Annotated in this window: 14 protein-coding genes; 8 read left to right on the forward strand and 6 right to left on the reverse strand. The window is 41.3% G+C overall.

Features of this window, described 5'->3' with window-relative positions; all coding sequences use genetic code 11:
- Positions 1 to 408 precede the first annotated feature (408 nt).
- Both BCU84_RS02040 and BCU84_RS02045 read left to right on the forward strand, forming a co-directional pair.
- The gene (locus BCU84_RS02040) at positions 409 to 2,613 is read left to right on the forward strand and encodes an LruC domain-containing protein (protein WP_241906337.1); all 2,205 of its coding nucleotides are present in this window, start codon (positions 409 to 411) and stop codon (positions 2,611 to 2,613) included.
- 64 nt (positions 2,614 to 2,677) lie between these two features.
- Positions 2,678 to 3,277, forward strand: a complete 600-nt coding sequence (locus BCU84_RS02045) for a hypothetical protein (RefSeq protein WP_241906338.1) — start codon at positions 2,678 to 2,680, stop codon at positions 3,275 to 3,277.
- 196 nt (positions 3,278 to 3,473) lie between these two features.
- Here BCU84_RS02045 and BCU84_RS02050 read toward each other — a convergent pair whose 3' ends face one another.
- Genes BCU84_RS02050 through BCU84_RS02060 form a run of 3 tightly spaced genes read right to left on the reverse strand, consistent with a single transcriptional unit; the run spans position 3,474 to position 9,098 of the window.
- The gene (locus tag BCU84_RS02050) at positions 3,474 to 4,955 is read right to left on the reverse strand and encodes an efflux transporter outer membrane subunit (RefSeq protein ID WP_241906339.1); all 1,482 of its coding nucleotides are present in this window, start codon (positions 4,953 to 4,955) and stop codon (positions 3,474 to 3,476) included.
- Positions 4,942 to 7,995: an efflux RND transporter permease subunit gene (locus BCU84_RS02055; protein ID WP_102526436.1), complete on the reverse strand. Its 3,054-nt coding sequence runs from the start codon at positions 7,993 to 7,995 to the stop codon at positions 4,942 to 4,944. The genes BCU84_RS02050 and BCU84_RS02055 overlap by 14 nt, the downstream gene beginning before the upstream one ends.
- A complete protein-coding gene (locus tag BCU84_RS02060; protein WP_157936181.1) occupies positions 7,992 to 9,098 on the reverse strand; it encodes an efflux RND transporter periplasmic adaptor subunit in 1,107 nt (368 codons plus the stop codon). The genes BCU84_RS02055 and BCU84_RS02060 overlap by 4 nt, the downstream gene beginning before the upstream one ends.
- Before the next feature lie 387 nt (positions 9,099 to 9,485).
- On the opposite strand from BCU84_RS02060, the gene BCU84_RS02065 reads away from it, so the two are divergent.
- Positions 9,486 to 10,025: a porin family protein gene (locus tag BCU84_RS02065; RefSeq protein WP_102526438.1), complete on the forward strand. Its 540-nt coding sequence runs from the start codon at positions 9,486 to 9,488 to the stop codon at positions 10,023 to 10,025.
- A 105-nt stretch (positions 10,026 to 10,130) separates the two neighbouring features.
- Here BCU84_RS02065 and BCU84_RS02070 read toward each other — a convergent pair whose 3' ends face one another.
- Positions 10,131 to 11,054, reverse strand: a complete 924-nt coding sequence (locus tag BCU84_RS02070; RefSeq protein WP_198589510.1) for a LysR family transcriptional regulator — start codon at positions 11,052 to 11,054, stop codon at positions 10,131 to 10,133.
- 230 nt (positions 11,055 to 11,284) lie between these two features.
- Here BCU84_RS02070 and BCU84_RS02075 point away from each other — a divergent pair, with 230 nt between their 5' ends.
- Positions 11,285 to 11,641 carry a RidA family protein gene (locus tag BCU84_RS02075; protein WP_102526440.1) on the forward strand — a complete coding sequence of 119 codons (357 nt, stop codon included), beginning with the start codon at positions 11,285 to 11,287 and terminating at the stop codon, positions 11,639 to 11,641.
- 321 nt (positions 11,642 to 11,962) lie between these two features.
- Here the strand turns inward: BCU84_RS02075 and BCU84_RS02080 are convergent, their stop codons facing one another.
- Positions 11,963 to 12,367 (reverse strand): LysR family transcriptional regulator, encoded by a 405-nt coding sequence (locus BCU84_RS02080; protein ID WP_198589511.1) that lies wholly within the window; start codon positions 12,365 to 12,367, stop codon positions 11,963 to 11,965.
- Between the two features lie 119 nt (positions 12,368 to 12,486).
- A complete protein-coding gene (locus BCU84_RS02085) occupies positions 12,487 to 13,206 on the reverse strand; it encodes a FadR/GntR family transcriptional regulator (RefSeq protein WP_102526441.1) in 720 nt (239 codons plus the stop codon).
- Positions 13,207 to 13,653: 447 nt separating this feature from the next.
- On the opposite strand from BCU84_RS02085, the gene BCU84_RS02090 reads away from it, so the two are divergent.
- The 4 genes from BCU84_RS02090 to BCU84_RS02105 all read left to right on the forward strand — a co-directional run bounded on the left by BCU84_RS02090 (position 13,654) and on the right by BCU84_RS02105 (position 18,922).
- Positions 13,654 to 15,333, forward strand: a complete 1,680-nt coding sequence (locus tag BCU84_RS02090) for an FAD-binding protein (protein ID WP_102526442.1) — start codon at positions 13,654 to 13,656, stop codon at positions 15,331 to 15,333.
- 70 nt (positions 15,334 to 15,403) lie between these two features.
- Positions 15,404 to 15,757 (forward strand): cytochrome c3 family protein, encoded by a 354-nt coding sequence (locus BCU84_RS02095; protein ID WP_102526443.1) that lies wholly within the window; start codon positions 15,404 to 15,406, stop codon positions 15,755 to 15,757.
- A 65-nt stretch (positions 15,758 to 15,822) separates the two neighbouring features.
- Positions 15,823 to 17,067 (forward strand): OprD family outer membrane porin, encoded by a 1,245-nt coding sequence (locus tag BCU84_RS02100; protein ID WP_198589512.1) that lies wholly within the window; start codon positions 15,823 to 15,825, stop codon positions 17,065 to 17,067.
- An 85-nt stretch (positions 17,068 to 17,152) separates the two neighbouring features.
- The gene (locus BCU84_RS02105; RefSeq protein ID WP_102526444.1) at positions 17,153 to 18,922 is read left to right on the forward strand and encodes a tannase/feruloyl esterase family alpha/beta hydrolase; all 1,770 of its coding nucleotides are present in this window, start codon (positions 17,153 to 17,155) and stop codon (positions 18,920 to 18,922) included.
- The last annotated feature ends 217 nt before the right edge of the window (positions 18,923 to 19,139 follow it).

Raw genomic sequence — 19,139 nt, forward strand, 5'->3', positions numbered from 1 at the left:
GTAAGCGTTAGTGATTTTTGCAGCTTATCGAAGCAGGCTACAAACAAAGGCTAAAGCTGGATAATTCTCCGTTGGAAATTTTGCTGTTTAAATTTCGCCGGAGCTGCGGGGTGTTCTAAGAGGGAGTCGCAGTTCACTCCCTTTTAGTCTGGTGTGGGCGAAGCGCCACGACTTTAATCTCGACTTTAATCCAAACAAAGTTTGGAACAATACATATCGAACTAATTCAAACCATTCTCAACCTTAAAAATCACAAACTCTCACATTCAGAATGCGTTGCAGAATGCATTTATAAAACAATAAATAATTCCAGAAACCAACTAAGCTTCTGTATTTGTTAGGTAATTAAGGTTGGCACTCACTGTGCATTATCAAGTTACATCCTGATAATGAATAGCGAGATGCAATATGAAAATACCGACACAACAAACCGTAAACGCCAATGCTTTGAACGCTAAGATGATCAAAATTTTAAGCTTCAGTAGCATTGCTATTGGTACTAGCATGGCATTGTTTAGTGCCAATACCTATGCTGCCGAAGCTTTTGAAGCGTGTCCAACTGAAGCCTTTATTGTGCAAACACCATCGGGTGTGCCAAAAACCTTCGGGGTTGAATTAGGCACAGGTAGTTACACCGTATTGTCACCTGATATGGGGCTTACTAAGTCACTTAATGGTGTGGGTTTCAGTTATCTAGATAATTATCTATATGGCTGGGATTATGAACATGGCACTGTGGGTAAAGTGGGTGAGGATTATCAAGTTGAACCACTAACTATCGTAAAAGACAGTTCAGCTGCTGCAGCTGGAAATTTCTATGTTGGTGACGTCGCCATTAACGAAAACGTATGGTACGGGTACCGTAAAAATAAAGGCTTATTTACTGTCCCGCTTGATGGTAACGATAACCCAATGAACATTGTCCCAGGTAGTAAAGCCAACGCCACATACACCATTACCGATTTTGCCTTTCACCCAAGTAACGGCTTTTTATATGCGGTGACTAACGGGAGTACAGGTAAATTAATCAAAATTGACCCAAGCACAGGTGCAGCAGAAACCATTGCAACGGTTATTACTAAAAGCAGTGGTAGCTTTACTTTTGGTGCACAATTTTTTGACCCTGACGGTAACCTTTATTTAAGTAACAATGGCGACGGTAACGTGTATAAAGTCAACGTTGATAGTGACAACCCCGCAGCTGAACTCTTCTCTTATGGTCCGTCATCAACCTCTAATGATGGTGCTCGTTGTGCGCTCGCTGAAGTCCCGGTGGGTGACAGTGTCGACTTTGGTGACGCACCTGACAGCTACGGCACCTTGATTGACTCAAATGGTGCTCGCCACGGTATTGTTGCCGGCATGTCGTTAGGTAGCTTAGTGGACAACGAATCCGATGGGTACCCAGCGCCACTTTCTGATGATGAAAGTGATGGCATTGATGATGATGACGGTATCAGCATGCCTACAGGGTTTGAGATTGGTGAAAGTGCCATGTTGATTGTCACCACCCAAGGCGATGCTGCCTTTTTAAATGGCTGGATTGATTGGAACCAAAATGGCGAATTCGATACTGATGAAAAAGTTATTGCAGCGCGTTCAGTCAATGCGGGTACCACTACGTTATCAATAGATGTTCCAAACTGGGCTACAACAGGTGATACATGGGCTCGCTTCCGTCTCAGTTCGGTGGCGGACATTCTGCCAACAGGTGGTGTGAGCGATGGTGAGGTAGAGGATTATCCAATTACTGTTACCGAAACCGGTATCACTATCAGCTACTACCCATCGTCTTCTGAATACACCACGTTAGCTTATGAGGATTTATACCCATATCAAGGCGATTTTGATATGAACGATGTGGTCATGCAGCTACGTATTAGCCAGTTTAGTAAAAATGATATGGTTCGCCGAGTGGCGTTTGATGCACAGCTAGTGGCAATGGGTGCAGCCTACCACAATGGTTTTGCGGTGCAGTTACCTGATATTGGCCGCGGTAATGTGCAAGAGTCTGCGATTGACTGGAGTATGCAAGGGGTTAAACAAACCACCTCGCCGTTAGAAGCAGGCCAAACTAACGCAGTGTTGTTATTCAGTGAAGATTTATGGCAACACGCCACACCCGGTAATGACTGTTTATACTTTAGAACCGAACCAGGTTGCGGCACCCAGTACCGCGCAACTTGGCAGATGACCGTACCCTTTGTTGACTCTGTTCATGTTGATGATATGCCAGAGTTTCCCTATGACCCATTTATTTTTGCAACCCCAGGAACTGACCATAGTTTAGCGGCTAAAAATATTACTGATGGTCAAAACCCGGGTCGTAAATTAGAAATTCATCTAAAAAACAAAGCTCCAACAGACTTATTCGATACGCGCTTTTTAGGCATGCACGACGATGCTTCTGCCGCTTCGCAAGGGCATTATTTCCAAGATGAAAATGGCATGAGCTGGGCAATAGAAGTACCAGATACATGGCAGCATCCTGCAGAAAACCAACGTGTTGATAGTGCTTATATTGAGTTTATTGAGTTTGCAGCAGATGAGTCAGGTGAAACCAAGCCATATTGGTATTTAAATGCATCTGACTCGTTAATTTTCAAAGACTAATGACGCTATTGCAGCAAATCAATTTAACTCAATTAAGCAGTAAACGGAATTTAAGGTGAATACGATGAAAACATTAACTCAACAAGCTAAAAACCTGAAAAATCAAGGTTTCGGTATTAAAAGCACTAGCGTTGCAATGGCAATGTTACTGACGCAATTAACCGCTTGTGGCGGTGGTGGGGGAGACGATAGTTCTCCAGAACCTGTAGCGTCAACACCAACGACTACGACAACGACGCCGACTACACCAACGACGCCTACCACCCCGACAACACCTGAGACGCCAGTTGACCCAGATCCTGAAACACCGCCAACGGAGCCAACGCCTCCAGCAACTTCGATTGATGACTTAGTTGTGGATGCAGACTTTGACTTACAAGCGGCATTCACGCTAGCGATTGATGTGGCGCTTAATTCAACCCAGCGAGGTTACTTCTCATTGTGTGACCAATTTGAGCAAAATGGTGCTGAGGTTACGGTGAACTTTGAATCGTGTTTATTACGTGGTGCATTAGATGAAGGCAGTTTATCTGAAGCACTATTGGTGGCAAACCATCAACAAAACTTAGTCGCTGTGGTGTGGTTTTATGATGGTTCAGATCCTGTTTATCAAATGTGGTCATATGATATGGAAGCTGAGGAGCAGTCTCTTTCTATTGATTAAAGCATGATCGACTAAGTTGATTAACCAAGTCGATTAACTAAGTTGATTAGCTAAGTCGATTAACTAACAGTGATTAGTTAAGAATGAAATGAATCGTTTGGCGCATGACCCCAAAAGACGGTTTGAGCGCGTTAAAATCCCCTGAGCATCACATTAAGATGATGCATTAGGGGATTTTTTCTTGCCCAGACTAAAATCAATCAGCGCTTGAGTTAACTTGGCTAGACTCCTTATCTTTGTCTTTGTCCTTATCTGACGTCACTGACTCTAGTTTTGCCACGTTCCAATCGCCGCCGAGTGCTTTATTCACCATAATGACATTGCTGGCAATATTGAGCTGTGCAACCACCACTGCATCTTGCATCGTGTTAGCTTGTCTTTGTGCATCAAGCACTTGGATGTAATCAATCAAGCCTGCTTTATATAAGTTATTGGCTTTTTCAACAGCCGTTTCCGTTTGAGCGGCTGCGATGTTGAGTTGCTGATAAAAACGCAAGCTGTTGCCGTAACTCATTAGCGTGGTTTCGACCTCATTGAACGCGGCATTCACTGCATGTTCATATCGAAGGCTGGCTTGTTTGAAGCGCGACTGCTGCATATCCACCATTGCACTGCTACGGCCACCATCAAATATGGTCCACTTTGCGCCAAAACCTGCTGCCCAGCCTACAGAGTCAGAACTGAATAAGTCATCGGCGCTTTCTGCTACCACCCCTGGACTTGCTGTGAGGTAAAACTGTGGGTACTGATTGGCAATACTGGCACCAAGTTCTGCATTAATCGCCGCCATTTCTCGTTCAGCTAAGGCTATATCTGTGCGACGTTTAAGGATGTCAGATGGCATCCCTGTTGGGATTCGACCTGTTACTGTAGGTAGTGGCGCCGCTTCAAAATGACTGATTATGTCACGAGGATGCTGACCCAATAATGTGGCCATTCGATATAAATGCACCTTTTCAGCTGTTTCAAATAATGTTTGGCTTGCTGTTACGCTAGCTAATGCTGCACGAGCACTGGCTAAGTCTAGCTCTGAACCAAAGCCACTGTTAACCAAGCTTTGCACCATTTCTAATGTTTGCTGTTGCTCATTTATATTACGTTTAGCAATGGCTAAACGCGCTTGAGCACCACGATACTGCAAGTAATTGTGTACCACATCAGCCGTAATCAAGGTGTTTACACCTTGAGAGAGTATTTCAGCTTGTTGGACGCGAATACTTGCTGCATCACTCAGTGCATCAAGGCGACCAAACAAGTCAACTTCCCAGCTGACATTAGCGCCAGCCATCAGGCCATTATGATCTTTGCCGATCATTTCAGCGCCAATGGCAGGGCCTGCCAATGAGTCGTTTTCAGATAAACGATAATCAAATGCACCTGCGCCAAGACTGACGGTTGGGATCTTAAGTGACGACACCATGGTTTCATAAGATTGCGCCGATTGAATCCGCTGCGCCGCAATTTGAATGCTAATGTTTTGTTCTGCAATCAAGCTATCAAGTTGTGGGTCGTTAAAGCTCTGCCACCACAAATCATTTTCAATGACGGCTTTATCAGCATTTTCTGCATGTAAATACACTTGATCTAATCCCACAGATTCAGGCGCATTGTAATCGGGTGTCATGCTACAACCGCCCAGTAATAAGGCGATGACTAATGAGATATTACGCATTTTCATGAGTTAACTCCTGTTGTGCTTGGCGCTTGAAAAGCAATTTATATAAGGCTGGCATAATGAAGAGCGATAATACTGTGGCCACGGCTAGGCCACCAATAATGGTTGCAGCCATTTGGTCGAATAATAAATCTTTCAATAATGGCACCATACCTAAAGCAGTCGTCAGCGCGCCCATCGAAATCGCCATGGTTCTGTTGAGTGTCGAGTTAATGATGGCATCATCTAGCGCGGCACCATTTTTGCGCTCAAGTTCGATTTGATCGAGCAGTACAATACCGTTTTTAATGATCATGCCTGATAGGGCAATGGCACCCACTAACGCCATGAAACCAAATGGCTTATCAAATAGGATTAAGCTCCAACATACGCCGATAAAGGCCAGTGGTAAGGTGATCAAAATAATGGCTGGTTGTTTGAACGCGTTAAACAACAGTACTAGGATAATCACCATAATTAAGAAGGCTTTAGGTGTTTGAAGCATAATGTCATCAATCGCTTCACGCTCATCAGCATACTCTCCACCCCATTCCATGTTGTAACCGGCTGGCAGTGCAATGGCTTCAATTTGTGTTGCTACTTCATTGCGAACATTACCGATAGTGTCACCAAATACACCCGCTTGAACGGTAATCGTCGGTACACGATCTCGACGCCAAAGCATGCTTTGCTCACCGCGAACTTCAAAACCATCTACAACATGAGATAGAGGCACACTATGAAGACCTAGAAGCGATCTCACTGGAACGTCGCCTAAATCATCTAAGCTCGCATTTGATGACTTCAACATAATAGGCACTAACGTGTCATATTCTCGTATGTGACCAATAGGAAGTCCGTCACTGGCACGCTTGATTGCTAACGCGATATCAGTGCGGTTGATTCCTGCAAGGCGGGCTTGCTCTTGGTTAATGATTGGGTGAATGACCTTACTTTCTTGACGCCAATCATCACGGACATAACGGGTATGTGGATGCTGGTCGAGAATAATTTGTGCTTGATCAGATAACTGCTTAAGCACTAAAGGATCTTTACCTGAAAAACGCGCTTCGATACTAAACTTATCAGAGGTCGCCAGCTTTAAGTCACGAAAACGTGGCTGAGCTTGCGGAAAGGTTTCTGATAACCAAATGTCACCTTCTTCTACTAAGGTTTCAATATCTTCAAATGAATGGGTATTGATCAGGATTTGACCGTAACTGCCATCAAGCGGTTCTGGCTCAACAGTGACAGAAAATCGCGGCGCACTCGCACCGATAGAAGTCGAAATACTATCGACTTCAGGGCGGGCTAATAACCATTGCTCAATTTGTTTCATGTCTTCAGAAACATCTTGAATACGACTGCCGTTTGGTAGCCAATAATCCACAAAGACCATGGCGCGATCCGATGTCGGAATAAAGTTCACTTTAACCATTGGCGTAGCCACTAACGTGATGATTAACGCTGGAATGATAATCGCAATAGTGTACTTAGGGTTGGCAACGGTCCAGGTGATAGCCGCTTTAAACTTTTTAGCTGCTGTCGTTTCTTTTTTCTCTTCAGTTTCAACAGGTGCTTTAATGAATGCCCAGCACATCAATGGTGTAATCGTCATGGCAACAACCCATGACAGCAATAATGAACTGGCAAGAATTTGCACTACTGACAACGCAAACTCTGCAGCATCAGTGGTCGAGAATACAACCGGAGTCGCCCCCATGATTGCAATCACAGTCGCGGCTAATAGTGGCATTGACGTTTCATTAATACATTCTTTAGCGGCGATAAAGCGTTCTTTGCCTGCTTTCAATTTACTGCTAAACATGTCGGTGATAACAATGGCGTTATCCACAAGCATACCTAAAGCAAGAATGAATGAACCGACTGATACCCGTTGCAAGTCTACGCCAACCAGGTTCATGTAAATGAGAGTAAATAGAATCGTCATTAATAAGCTTGCACCGACAATCGATGCGCTGCGCCAGCCCATGAAAATCATCAGGATAATGACAACGATGGCAATACTTTCTAGTAAGTTGCTGATAAAACCTGTAATGGATTTATGGACTTCATCAGGTTGAAAGGCAATGGTGCTAATGTCCACACCGAGCGGTAATTCTGATTGGTACTGAGCGATGACTTCTTTAAGGCTATCGCCTAAAGACACCACGTTAATACCGTTAACTGGGCTTACTGCTAAGGTAATAGCAGGAATACCATTAAAACGACTTTCTGTTAGTGAAGGCGTTTTATAATCGTAATAAATATCTGCCACATCACCTAAGCGTATGAGTCCACTTGATAGTGAGCCTACGCCTGACTTAATAGTGAGGTTTTTTAAGTCTTCAATATCAGTGAAACTGCCAGTTTGCGCAACGCGTATTTGTTCAATACCCATGTCAAAACTACCCGCATCAATGGGTAAGTTTTGGCTTGACAATTGGTTGTAGACTTGAGCAGCAGATAAGCCTGATTCAGCAATGCGTTCATCACTGATATCAACGTTGACGACACGGTCTCGTACACCATGTAATTCAATCTTTTTAATACCATCAACTTCTTTTAGGCGGCGCTGCAACTCTTTTGAATAATCTTTAAGTTGTTGTACTGAAGCATCTTCACTATTGATAGCAAATAGCATTCCATAGACTTCAGAGAATTCATCTTGAACGATGTTAATCTGTGCTTCTAAAGGCAGCATTAATTTAACGTCGTCGACTTTACGTCTGAGCAAATCCCACTCTTGTGGTAATGTTTCAGAAGCCACAATGTCTTTAAGATCGACAAAAATCATCGAAACACCCGGACGAGATAATGAACGTAATGTTTTTAACGAGCTCATTTCTTGTAGCTTGGTTTCAATTTTATCGGTGACTAAATTCTCGACTTCAGCAGCAGATGCGCCTGGATACATGGTGACGACTACAGCTGTCTTAATGGTAAAAGAAGGATCTTCTAATTTACCTAAGTCAAAGTAAGAATAAATCCCTGCGATAACGCAAAGTACCGTAAAAAAGCACACAAAAACGCGCTGTTTTATGGCAAATTCGGCAAAGTTCATAATACGCCTCCCATTGGAAGGGTTTTCTCAACAGCCTTACCGTCATAAATAAATGCGCCACCAGCGACAACAACCACATCATTTTTAGCGATGTCACCAGTGACACAAATATCGTTACGACCTTGCTTAATCACTTCTACATCAACGCGCTTTGCGATGTTATCAACAATCTTGGTTATTTGAGGAGTGTTTTGACTGCTGACTAAGGCTCCTGCAGGTAAACATATGCTATTTGGATCGATGGTTTGATCGGCAATACGAACATTCACGACTTTGCCCGGGTATAAGTTTGCTTGCTTTTCATCAAGGGCAATTGTTGCGGAAAAAGTACGTTTAATGCGATCTGGAATAGTGGCAATTTCAGTCACTGTCCCTTTAATGGCTGCTTGCTTATCTAGATTGCCTGCACTATCGGTGAAAACAAGTGCTGCCTGACCTTGTGAAAATGCTTGAAGCATGGTTTCAGGGATATCGACAATCGCCTGAAGCTTTTCTGGTTGATGCAATGTCACAAACGAGATGCCCGGAGAAACCTGTTCAAAATTATCAAATGAACGCTGGCCGATAATACCGCTGAATGGCGCGACTAACTCGGTATAAGCTAATGCATCTTTTGCTTGCTCTAGATTTTGCTCGACAACTGTTACGGCAGCTTTAGCGCGAGTCATGCCTGTTTTAGCGCGATCTAAGCTAATATCTGACATAGCATTACCATTAATGGCAATTTGGGTTCGGTCGAATTCATTTTTAGCTTGGTCATAACTGGCGTTAGCTTCAGTTAAGCGGCCTTCTAATTCAGCTACTCTGACTTGATAGTCATGTGGATCAAGTCTTGCGATAACTTGTCCTTTATTGACACGCTCACCCTGCGCTACATTAATTTCGATGAGAGTACCAGTCACGCGAAAAGCGAGGCGTGCTTTTTCTTGTGCTTCTAGCACGCCAGAGAATCGTAAGTCGTGGCTAATATTGCTTTCACCTAAAGTGATAACTGAAACAGGTTGTATTGGCTTAGTTTCAATCTTTGCTTCATTACTGCAGCCGCTTGCAAGTGCAACAACAAGTGCGATTTGAGTCAATTTAGCGAATTTATTAATTTTCATGGAATACCTCATAATTGTTGAGGCGATTCTATTCAGATATTTATTATTTAGGTAGCGGTATATCAGTAGTTTGACTTGTTCATAAAATGAGACAATTAAGCATTAGAGTATTGGCTGCTTAATGAATCAATAATTGAACTGTTGCATGTTTATTTTTCATTATTTATCTATATTTAATAGGTTTTATCTTAAATTTAATTGTTTTACCACCTGTTAGCATCAATATGGCAACATGAGTAACATTCTGTGATTGTCTCTTAAAAAGGGACTAAGATTCTCCTTTTTGTCATCTTCTCAATTGTTTTAGTGCCACGTAAAGTGATGGCATCTGGATTGAAAACGATATCTAGAACCTATTTTATTACTGTGTTTGATGAGGTGAATTTGATGAAAATGAAAACGATATTAATGGCTACACTGTGCTCTTCTATGATGTTAACGAATGCTCAAGCAGCCGATATTGAATATTTTATTGGCGCAGGAACAGGTTATCAAACTGATACTATTAAAGGTGATGTAAACAAAGATACTGATGGTTTGCCTATCCAGGTTCGAGCGGGTGTATTAATTAATGAACATCACCGTGTGACAGGCACTTTTAGCTACATGGATGATAAGTTTTCAATTGGCGATCAAGATTACAAGCATGAACAATACTCTTGGTTAGTGTCTTATGACTACATGATACCAGTGGCTAATAATACCCAGTTATTTATGGGTGTAACTGCGGGTGGTAATGACAATAAAGTGGCGGGTAAAGCCTCTGCTGATTTTACTTGGGGTGGGCAAGCTGGTGTGACTTATCAGTGGAATGAACATTTTTCATCTGACTTGGGTTATCGCTATTTAGAGCAAGATTACGATAAAAATGGCGTTTCAATTGATAATAGTCAGCAAGTGTACTTAACCCTAGATTATACATTCTAATGGTTAGCATTAGTTGTTAACGGCTTTACTGCTTTTCGGTTCTTAGTCTTTATCGCTCAGGACTGATATCTCAGAATTAATAAAAAAGGCATAACGCAATAAGCGTTATGTCTTTTTTATGCCATTAGCATAATAATCAGACTCCGTTTCGATAAGCGTTGCAGCCATATCAATAATGGTATTGGCGAAGAGTTTCGCTGCCGTGGTCATGTGTTTTCTGCTTGGATAAACTAAAAACGTATCAATAGGAGTCGATTCAATTTCTGGTAAAATACTGACTAGTTTCCCCGATGAAATCGCATCGTTAGCAATGCTATATGGCAGCATTGCGATCCCTGCGCCAGCCAAGCAAAAGCTGTATAAAGAGTTAAATTCATTTGTGACAATATTATACTTAACATCAATGGTTTGATTGCCCATTTTTAATTGTGTATCAACCATGCCATTAATTGACCGAGTGCCAATAAATGAATGCTGTAGAAGATCATCCACATGGGTAATTTTTGCGGATTTTTCTAAATATAATGGTGAAGCAAATAGCTTTAATTTTAATGAACCCAGTTTTTTAGCGATAAAACTACTGTCATTTAATGCTCCTGTATCGAGCACAAAATCTAAACCCAATCGAGTTAACTCTTTATAACCGCCATTGATCATAAAGATGTCTAACTGAACTTGAGGATACTGGACGACGAACTCAGCAATATATTTATCCAGTAATCTGTCAGTAAAAGGGATCAGCCCAATTCTGACTCGGCCTTGTACCTCGGCTTGTTTATTTCGCATTATGTGAGCAGCATTTCGCAACTGATCAACTAAGGGTTCAACTTGCTCTAAAAATTGTTCGCCGTTTGGGGTGAGTGACATCGCTCGGGTCGTTCTAACAAACAGTGGTGCGCCAAGGTGTTTTTCAAGATCAGCAATTCTGCGACTGACTAATGCGCGCCTTGTATCTAAAGATTCTGCTGCTTTTGAAAAGCTGCCAAGCTTTGCTACGGCAATGAATAATTCCAAATCATTGATATGCAATTTATTTAGCCTTTTTTGATGCAATTGAAATAAGTGTAGTTTTTTGGTAAATCAATTGTCAATTAATGGCCTCTGTTTCGCTAGATTGCTCACACCATTGAAGTATTAATGGTTAATTAGTGAGTTTTTCTCAGTTGTTATTTAGCCTCGAGTTCATTGATAATGACTTTATTGAAGTCATTATCAATATCGACTGAATTAATAGATTACATATCAAGGTATTTATAACAATGAGCATTGAAAGAATAGAAACTAAAACCCGTATGAGCCGCATTGTGAAACATAACGGCACCATCTATTTATGCGGCCAAGTTTGCCAAGATGCCACTAAAGACATCACCGAACAAACCCAAACCATGTTGGATAAAGTGGAGGCATTATTGCTGCAAGCTGGCAGCGATAAAAAACATATGTTATCTGCGACCATTTACGTCAAAGATATGTCTTATTTTGCTGAAATGAATGCGGTTTGGGATGCATGGGTGATTGAAGGTTATGCGCCAGCACGCGCTTGCGTTGCCGCTAAAATGGCCCGTGATGCCCTACTGGTTGAAATTTCTGTCGTGGCTGCTGAAATTCAGGCTTAATATAGTTTTATATCGATAGGGCAATGAATCGATTTAGATCTCAGATTCATTGTTACCCATTAGCATTCAATTCCCTCAAGTAGCCTCAGGCTACTTGAGTCTTTCTGGAATAACCACCGGTAGGTTAATTCGTTTGGCTATTACTGTGCGACCATAATAAAGATTGAAAAAACTCGCGCTTTCATGAGCGGTGATAAGGTAACCGCTTGATAATTTATATGAGCAAGAACGTGACTTTTTGATTGTAAAGTTTGATCACTTCCAAACTCACTTTTGGACAAAAACCGCTTAGAGTATTCAGTCTAAGTTGACTGATGTTGATTAGAAAAAGTATCTCAAACATTCATGACGGCCATCCTTAACTAAGCTGTGAAGAATCGGCTCACGAAAGCCTAGCTTAGTATTGATTTGTGGAAGTAAACCATAAATTTTTACTGTGTTACTTACTGTTTTAGGATCAAAAGATTGCTTATGAATAAGTTTTTCAAGATTGATAGTAATAGTATTGATATCATCCTTAATTGATTCGGCTTTTGGCGTTAATTCATAGCCATATTTCTTACGAACCAATAACTCATCATCAAACAGCATTCTCATTTTTTGGAGTGTACGACTAACTGACGATTGATTCATGTTTAATGACATCGCCGTATTTGAAACGTGCTTCTCTTCTAGTAAATGCTTTAATACGAAAAGTAGGTTTAAATCTATTTGGGAAAGATTCATAAGCTTATAATGTCCAGAATAAAAATCACTTGTAATATTTTATGTGTTGAACTTAATTTTAGATTTCAATTAATTACATATATAGTAAGTGATAATCAAACCTCAATTTAAAAAATATACTAACTATGCTGCTCTCTGTAATCAGCTTCAATTTTTTGTAATATATCCAAGAATTCTTTCAAATGTTGATGCATTAATTTCTCAGCTTCAACAGCATCTTGATTGATCACTGCTTGAACTAAATCGTCATGCAGGCCAGCAGGATGAATTTCATCTGTATCAGGTTTAATTCTATGTGCAATTTTTGCGACTAATTGAATTAAAGATTTATCTATTGCTGTCAAAAAACGATTTCCACACATATCTGCAAGTATGTAATGAACTTGGCTCCTCAAAGAAACCGTTTCAGGATACTCCAGTGAATCATTTTCTCTAGCACAAGCCTCTAAAAGTAAATCTTTAAATTCATCTGTGCATTTTTCTGCTGCTAACCGAGCAACCATAGGCTCTATTTCAAGTCTTGCTTCACAAATTTCTTTGAACGACATTTGATTTAGAAAAAACAAATCTTTTGTTGCGGTAGTTAGGCGCTCGAAGGTCATTTGCTTTACAAAAGCGCCACCGGTTGCCCCCTGTTTTATTTCAACTAATCCATGAGCCTCTAGAGCCTTAATTGATTCTCTTACTACCGTGCGACTAACGCTAAATGTTTCGATCAGTTCACGCTCTGAAGGTAACTTGTCACCAGCAAGGTACTGACTATCGAAAATAGCTGCTTTTAATTGATTGAAAACCTCATCAGAGGCCTTTACTTGCTTGATTGGAGTGAAGTTGCTCAAGATAAACCCTTAAAAATTATTCAAACTCAATAATATCACATCCATATTTATTGAGGAGAGCCATCGATAACATATCTCTCTGACCAAGATGTTAAATAATTGCTACTTCCTAGCGAGATAAGTATAAAAAAACAACATTAACTAGACAGTTTTTGTTGCTAAAACTTTATTTTAGTGAGCTCACACTGAAAACAGCTGAATCTGTGACCCTTTTTACAACTTCATATCAACAAAGTGTACTTACAAAATTAAATGTCATACATTTCACCAATCAAATGTCATATATTTGATATTTTAGAAGGGAGATGAAGTTTGAACAATATCAAGCTACCGCAAAGCCCTAAATTCTTAAGCTGGTAAACAAAAATCCAATGCGGTTATAAGCGCATTTAATGTGTTGTTAATGATGATAACCACAGGTAATCGCAGGGTGGAAGGAGTATGAAAATGAGTAAGAACAAAACACCAGAAAGCAAAGTCATGGATCAATATACAAGCCATGTATTGCACAATGGTATTTCACGCCGAAGCTTTCTGTCACGCGCAGCAATGGGGACAGGGGCTGTTGCATTTACAGGGTTAACAGGTGTCGGAGCGCAAGCTGCTACGGCAAATAATATGGAATATGTTGCTAAAAGCTCAGATGGTGGCGCAACTTTAGACTTCATGCCAAAACCAAAACCGATCAAAGACAGTCAAATATCTTCTACACAAACTTTTGATGTCGTGGTTGTCGGTGCCGGTGCTTCAGGCGTACCTGCTGCATTATCTGCTGCAGAAAATGGCGCTAAAGTTGCTGTACTACAAAAGCAAGCTATTGTGGTCTCCCAAGGTAACACTGGTTCAGGCCTAGATTTACCTAATTGTGACAAAGCTGCTGTCGAAGCAATGGTAGCTCGTCTTATGAGTGACAGCGCGCATCGTTGTAGCCCAGACCTTTTAAGAGAGTGGGCTTACAATTCTGGCGAAGCGGTTTCATGGGTAATCGATCGAGCTAAAAAAGGTGGTGCACAAGTTGTTGATCAAGGTACTGGTCCACAGCATGGAATTCATGGTGTTACTGAGCATAAGCTTAACTTCATCACATCATATTTTGGACCTAAACCATATACCACTGGTGATGGTATGCGCGATCTTGCTAAAACAGCAGAAAAAGCTGGTGTTGAGTTCTTCTTTAACACGCCTGCTAACCAACTTATTCAAGATGCTTCTGGCAAAGTCATTGGTGTAATTGCACAAAACCGCGATGGTTCTTACCACAAGTTCATGGCTAAAAAAGGCGTCATTCTTTCAGCAGGTGATTACCAAAACAATAAAGCCATGTGCGACTTCTTTATCCCAGATTTAAAGAACTTTGAACGTAAGCAAATGGACCGTAATGGCGATGGTTTCTCCATGGTTTACTGGGCTGGCGGTGTTATCGAACCTATTGGTCACACTAAAATGTTGCATGATTTTGATGCTGGTCCGGCGTCAATGTGTGATATGCCTTTCCTTGCAGTTAACCGTAAAGGAAATCGTTTTGTCAATGAAACTGTCGCAATGTCATTGATGAACAACTATTTACGTGATGCAGAAAATGCGGGGCATTACTCTCAGGTATTTGACTCTAACTACATGGAACAAGCTGCAGATTGGCCAGGAAAGCTTTACTCGCCTGAGCAAATGAAAAAGTACATGCCAGAAGACCCTGCTGAGAAAAAAGGTGTTTATGCATCATTAACTAATACTTACTCAGCTAACACACTAGAAGAGCTAGCAGTAAAACTTGAATGCGATCCTAAGACATTCGTTGCCAATGTTAAGCGTTATAACGAACTGTGCGAAACAGGAATGGATGACGACTTTGGTAAGCCTTCGTCAAAAATGGTGCCAGTTCTTAAGCCTCCTTTTTACGGTATTCACCGACGCATGCGCGTTTCAACCCTTTGTTCAGGAATGCTAGTCGATAAGAACCATCAAGCACTTGATGCTGATGGCAATAAGATTGGCGGCCTATTTGTCATTGGCAACATGGCTGGCGGTTTTTACGGCGGTGTTGATTACCCACTTACCGTTTTCGGTTTGTCTCTAGGTCGTTGTTACACATTTGGTTATTTAGCCGGTAAGTATGTGGCAAAGCTTTAGTGCATTAACGAACAACAAAGTGGATGCCTGATTTTAGGCAGTCTACCAAATAGAAAAACGGAACTAAAAAATGAAAAAATTAACAATCCACAACATGATGTTTTCTCTTGTATTGAGCATATTTGCAAGTAACGCAATGGCTAATGATGCCCCGTTGTTAGAAGTTATTCATAAAGACGCAGGTCTTGAATGCAATGACTGTCACGCTAAAAACAAAAAAGAAGAAGTCCGTATAACTCAATGTTTAGCATGTCATGACACTGCTGATTTGGCAGAAACAACAGCTGACTTTGAACCAACAAACCCACATAATAATCGCCATTTCGATACTGAAACCAATTGTAATTACTGTCATCACCAACACAAAGAGTCGGAAAACTATTGTGTTGGTTGTCATCAACGTTTTGATTTTGTGACCCCGTAATCAATCGACGAAATGTTTTATCTCATTGAGTCAAAAATAATCAAAGTTATACAAGGATGATAAAAATGAACACAAAATTACTTCCATTAGTCGCAGCATGTTTAGTGGCTAGTCCTGCTCATTCAGCTGAGCCTATTGCTAACCTATTTAATGACGCGACCTTTAAAGGCCAGCTACAACTGTTTGATTTCCAGAGAGACTTCGATGGTGAAAGCGCCGACAGACGTGACACTTCATTTGGCGGGCTTTTTTACTTGCGATCAGGTGAAACTAATGGTGTTAGCTTCGGCGGCTCATTTGCCTCAGCGAACCCTATTTGGGACACCGATGACGCTATTTACGGTTTAGTTGGTGGTGGCGCTCCTGGTAGTGCAAACGAAAGAGAATCGGTTAATCGTTTACAAGAGTATTTTGTCAGCGGTAATTGGTACGACACTAAAATTACAGTTGGTGCTCAAGAGTTACGGACTCCAATGATGAACCCCTTTCCTTTGAGAGCGATTCCTTTCACTTACCGTGGCGCAAGTGTTAAAAACACCTCAATCGATAACTTAGCAATTACAGCACTGTATATAACAGATTATATGGGCTGGACTGCTGAAGAATTTGGTAGTGTAGCAGACGGTGTAAAAAGCGAATTTGCCCGTAAGGGAGTTGTCGTAGATGTAGAAGATAACCCAATGCTAGCTTTGGGCTTTGACTATACCTTGCCATTTGAACAGGTTAAAACTAAAGCAAGCATTTGGCACTACACCATGGAAGATGTGTATAACCAAACCTATTTTAAACTCAATATGAGTGGTGACTTAGGCGCGACGAATTGGTATTTCAAACCTTCTTATTTAAAACAAGACTCACAAGGTAGCCTTAATAGTACAGAAGCAGAGTTTGATACATATCAAGCTGGTTTTCATCTTGGGATGAAATGGAATGGTTTTGATGCAACTGTAAAGTATGTCACAACGGGTGAAGGCGACATCGTGGCTCCTTTTGGTGACGAGAAGGTCATCATTCAACAAGTTGTTCAGTCAGCTAGAGCAAATGAAGATGCATACGCTGCTCAACTAGCGTATCGCTTTGCACCGAGTTCTGCACTCAAAGGAGTAAGCGCATACTTAAATTATGCTAGCTACGAAGTCGATGGTGAAGCAAGCAAAGACATCGACGAAACTGACATATCTGTACGTTACGATATGAACGAATATGTGGAAGGTTTGAGCCTGCGTGCTCGTCACGCCATTGTTAATTATGCGACTGGCGATGACCTCACGGACACACGTTTTTACGTCTACTACAAGTTCGAAATCTAAACCCCAATTTCATCATCATATATCCCCATAGCAAAGGGCCGTCTCCCTTCGGCCCTTTTTTTTAATCTAATAATAGGAGTTTCTCATGAATAAGAAACTAAGCACTATTGCGCTTTCAATTGCGGTGTCACTTTCTATCAGCGGTTGTAATAGTAGTGATAACGATACGACAAGTTTACCCATACTTGGAGAAGCGAAACCAGCGGAGCTGTTAGATTGCAGCGAACTTGTAGACAAGTTTTCGTTTACGGATACCGTTATTAATTCTGCCGAATTAGTTGAAGCAGGTGACATTGATTATGATGGCCGCGGACAAATTTTCAAAGCACCAGCTCATTGTATCCTTACTGGCAAAATGGAAGAACGTTTAGGTAAAGGACTTAAAGGCAGCGAAAATCAAGAATACGCAATCAGTTTTGAAGTACGTTTGCCAGTCGACTGGAATGGTCGCTTTTTATATCAAGCAAATGGTGGTTTAGACGGTCGTGTGAACAAAGCTGTTGGTCGGTTTTTGGTTACAGATGCCTATGACGCTAGTGCGTTAAATAAAGGTTTTGCTGTTATCAGTTCAGATGCTGGGCATGAGGGTTATGGTGAGCAATATTTTGGCTTAGATAATCAAGCTCGCATTAACTACGGCTATGAAGCTGTTGAAAAGTTAACGCCAATGGCAAAATCATTGATTTCAGAGGCCTATGGCAAAGAGCCTGACCGTTCATACTTTGCAGGTTGTTCAAACGGTGGTCGTCACACAATGGTTGCCGCCACTCGTTACCCTGAAATGTACGACGGCTTCTTGGTGGGAAACCCTGGTCATAATCTGCCAAAAGCTGCAGTATCTCAACTCTATGGTGTGCAACAGCTTGAAACTTTAATCGACGCTGATACACCGCTTACGACAGCAGCAGAAATTACAACAGCTGTAACAAGCACTGTAACTGCGGAAGAATATAGCTTGTTGGCATCTAGTGTTGCAGCAAAATGTGATGCATTAGATGGTGCGACTGACGGTATTATTGGTGATTTAATGGGTTGCCAGGAAGCGTTTGATATCGAACGTGATGTGCCGTTATGCTCATCAGAGCGAGATGGAACCTGCTTGACTGCAGCGCAAAAGTTAGCGTTAAGTAACATTATGGCAGGACCACAAACTTCAGCAGGCGAAGCTATTTATATTAACTTCCCTTACGATACCGGTATCGGTGCAAGTGGTTGGGCAAGTTGGGAAATGACAAATGCCTTTAGTCGTGATGCAGGCACTGTAGCGACAGTATTCTCTACTCCACCAGTGGAGTTTGAAGACTATAACACTTTTGGTGATGCAGGATTAATCGAAGCATATAATTATTCTGTTGCACTGGACATGGATGACGCCAACGAACTTATTCATGCAACAACGAGCGAATTTCCTGAGTCGTCTATGTCATTTATGTCAACTGGTGACGAAACAAAATATGATACGCTTCGCGATCGCGGGGCAAAAATGATTGTACTTCATGGAACTTCAGATCCTGTCTTTTCTGTTAACCAAACCATTGATTGGTATAAATCTGTTGATGAGGCGAATGCTGGTAATGCTGAAGAATTTGCTAAGTTGTTTTTGATCCCTGGTATGAACCATTGTGGGAGTGGCCCTTCTACAGACCAAGTAAATACAATTCTTGATGATATTGTTGCTTGGGTTGAAACTGGAACTGCGCCAGAATCTATAATAGCTAATGTGCGTGAAGCTAATAGTGAATTACCTGAAAACTGGGCTAAAGATCGCTCACACCCTCTTTGTCCTTTCCCACAAGTTTCTACCTACGATGGCAGCGGTGATATCGACAGTGCTGAAAGCTTCAGCTGTAAATAACCCTAAAGCTAGTTTTTAAACCATCATCAATATTTAACTTTTAAACGTTTATAAAGCTCTGTTTATCCAATAGAGCTTTCTAAAGCAATCTCATTCACTTAACCAAAATAATGTATTAAGACGCTGAGATAATTTTTGGCAATGGCTACTGTTTTAAAATACTTATTATTAAAAATTAATCATCACTAACAAACTTTTGGACATAAACGAGTTACCC

This window comes from Shewanella sp. 10N.286.51.B7 (genome assembly GCF_002873615.1).
In the GTDB taxonomy this organism is placed as follows: Bacteria; Pseudomonadota; Gammaproteobacteria; order Enterobacterales; family Shewanellaceae; genus Shewanella; species Shewanella electrodiphila.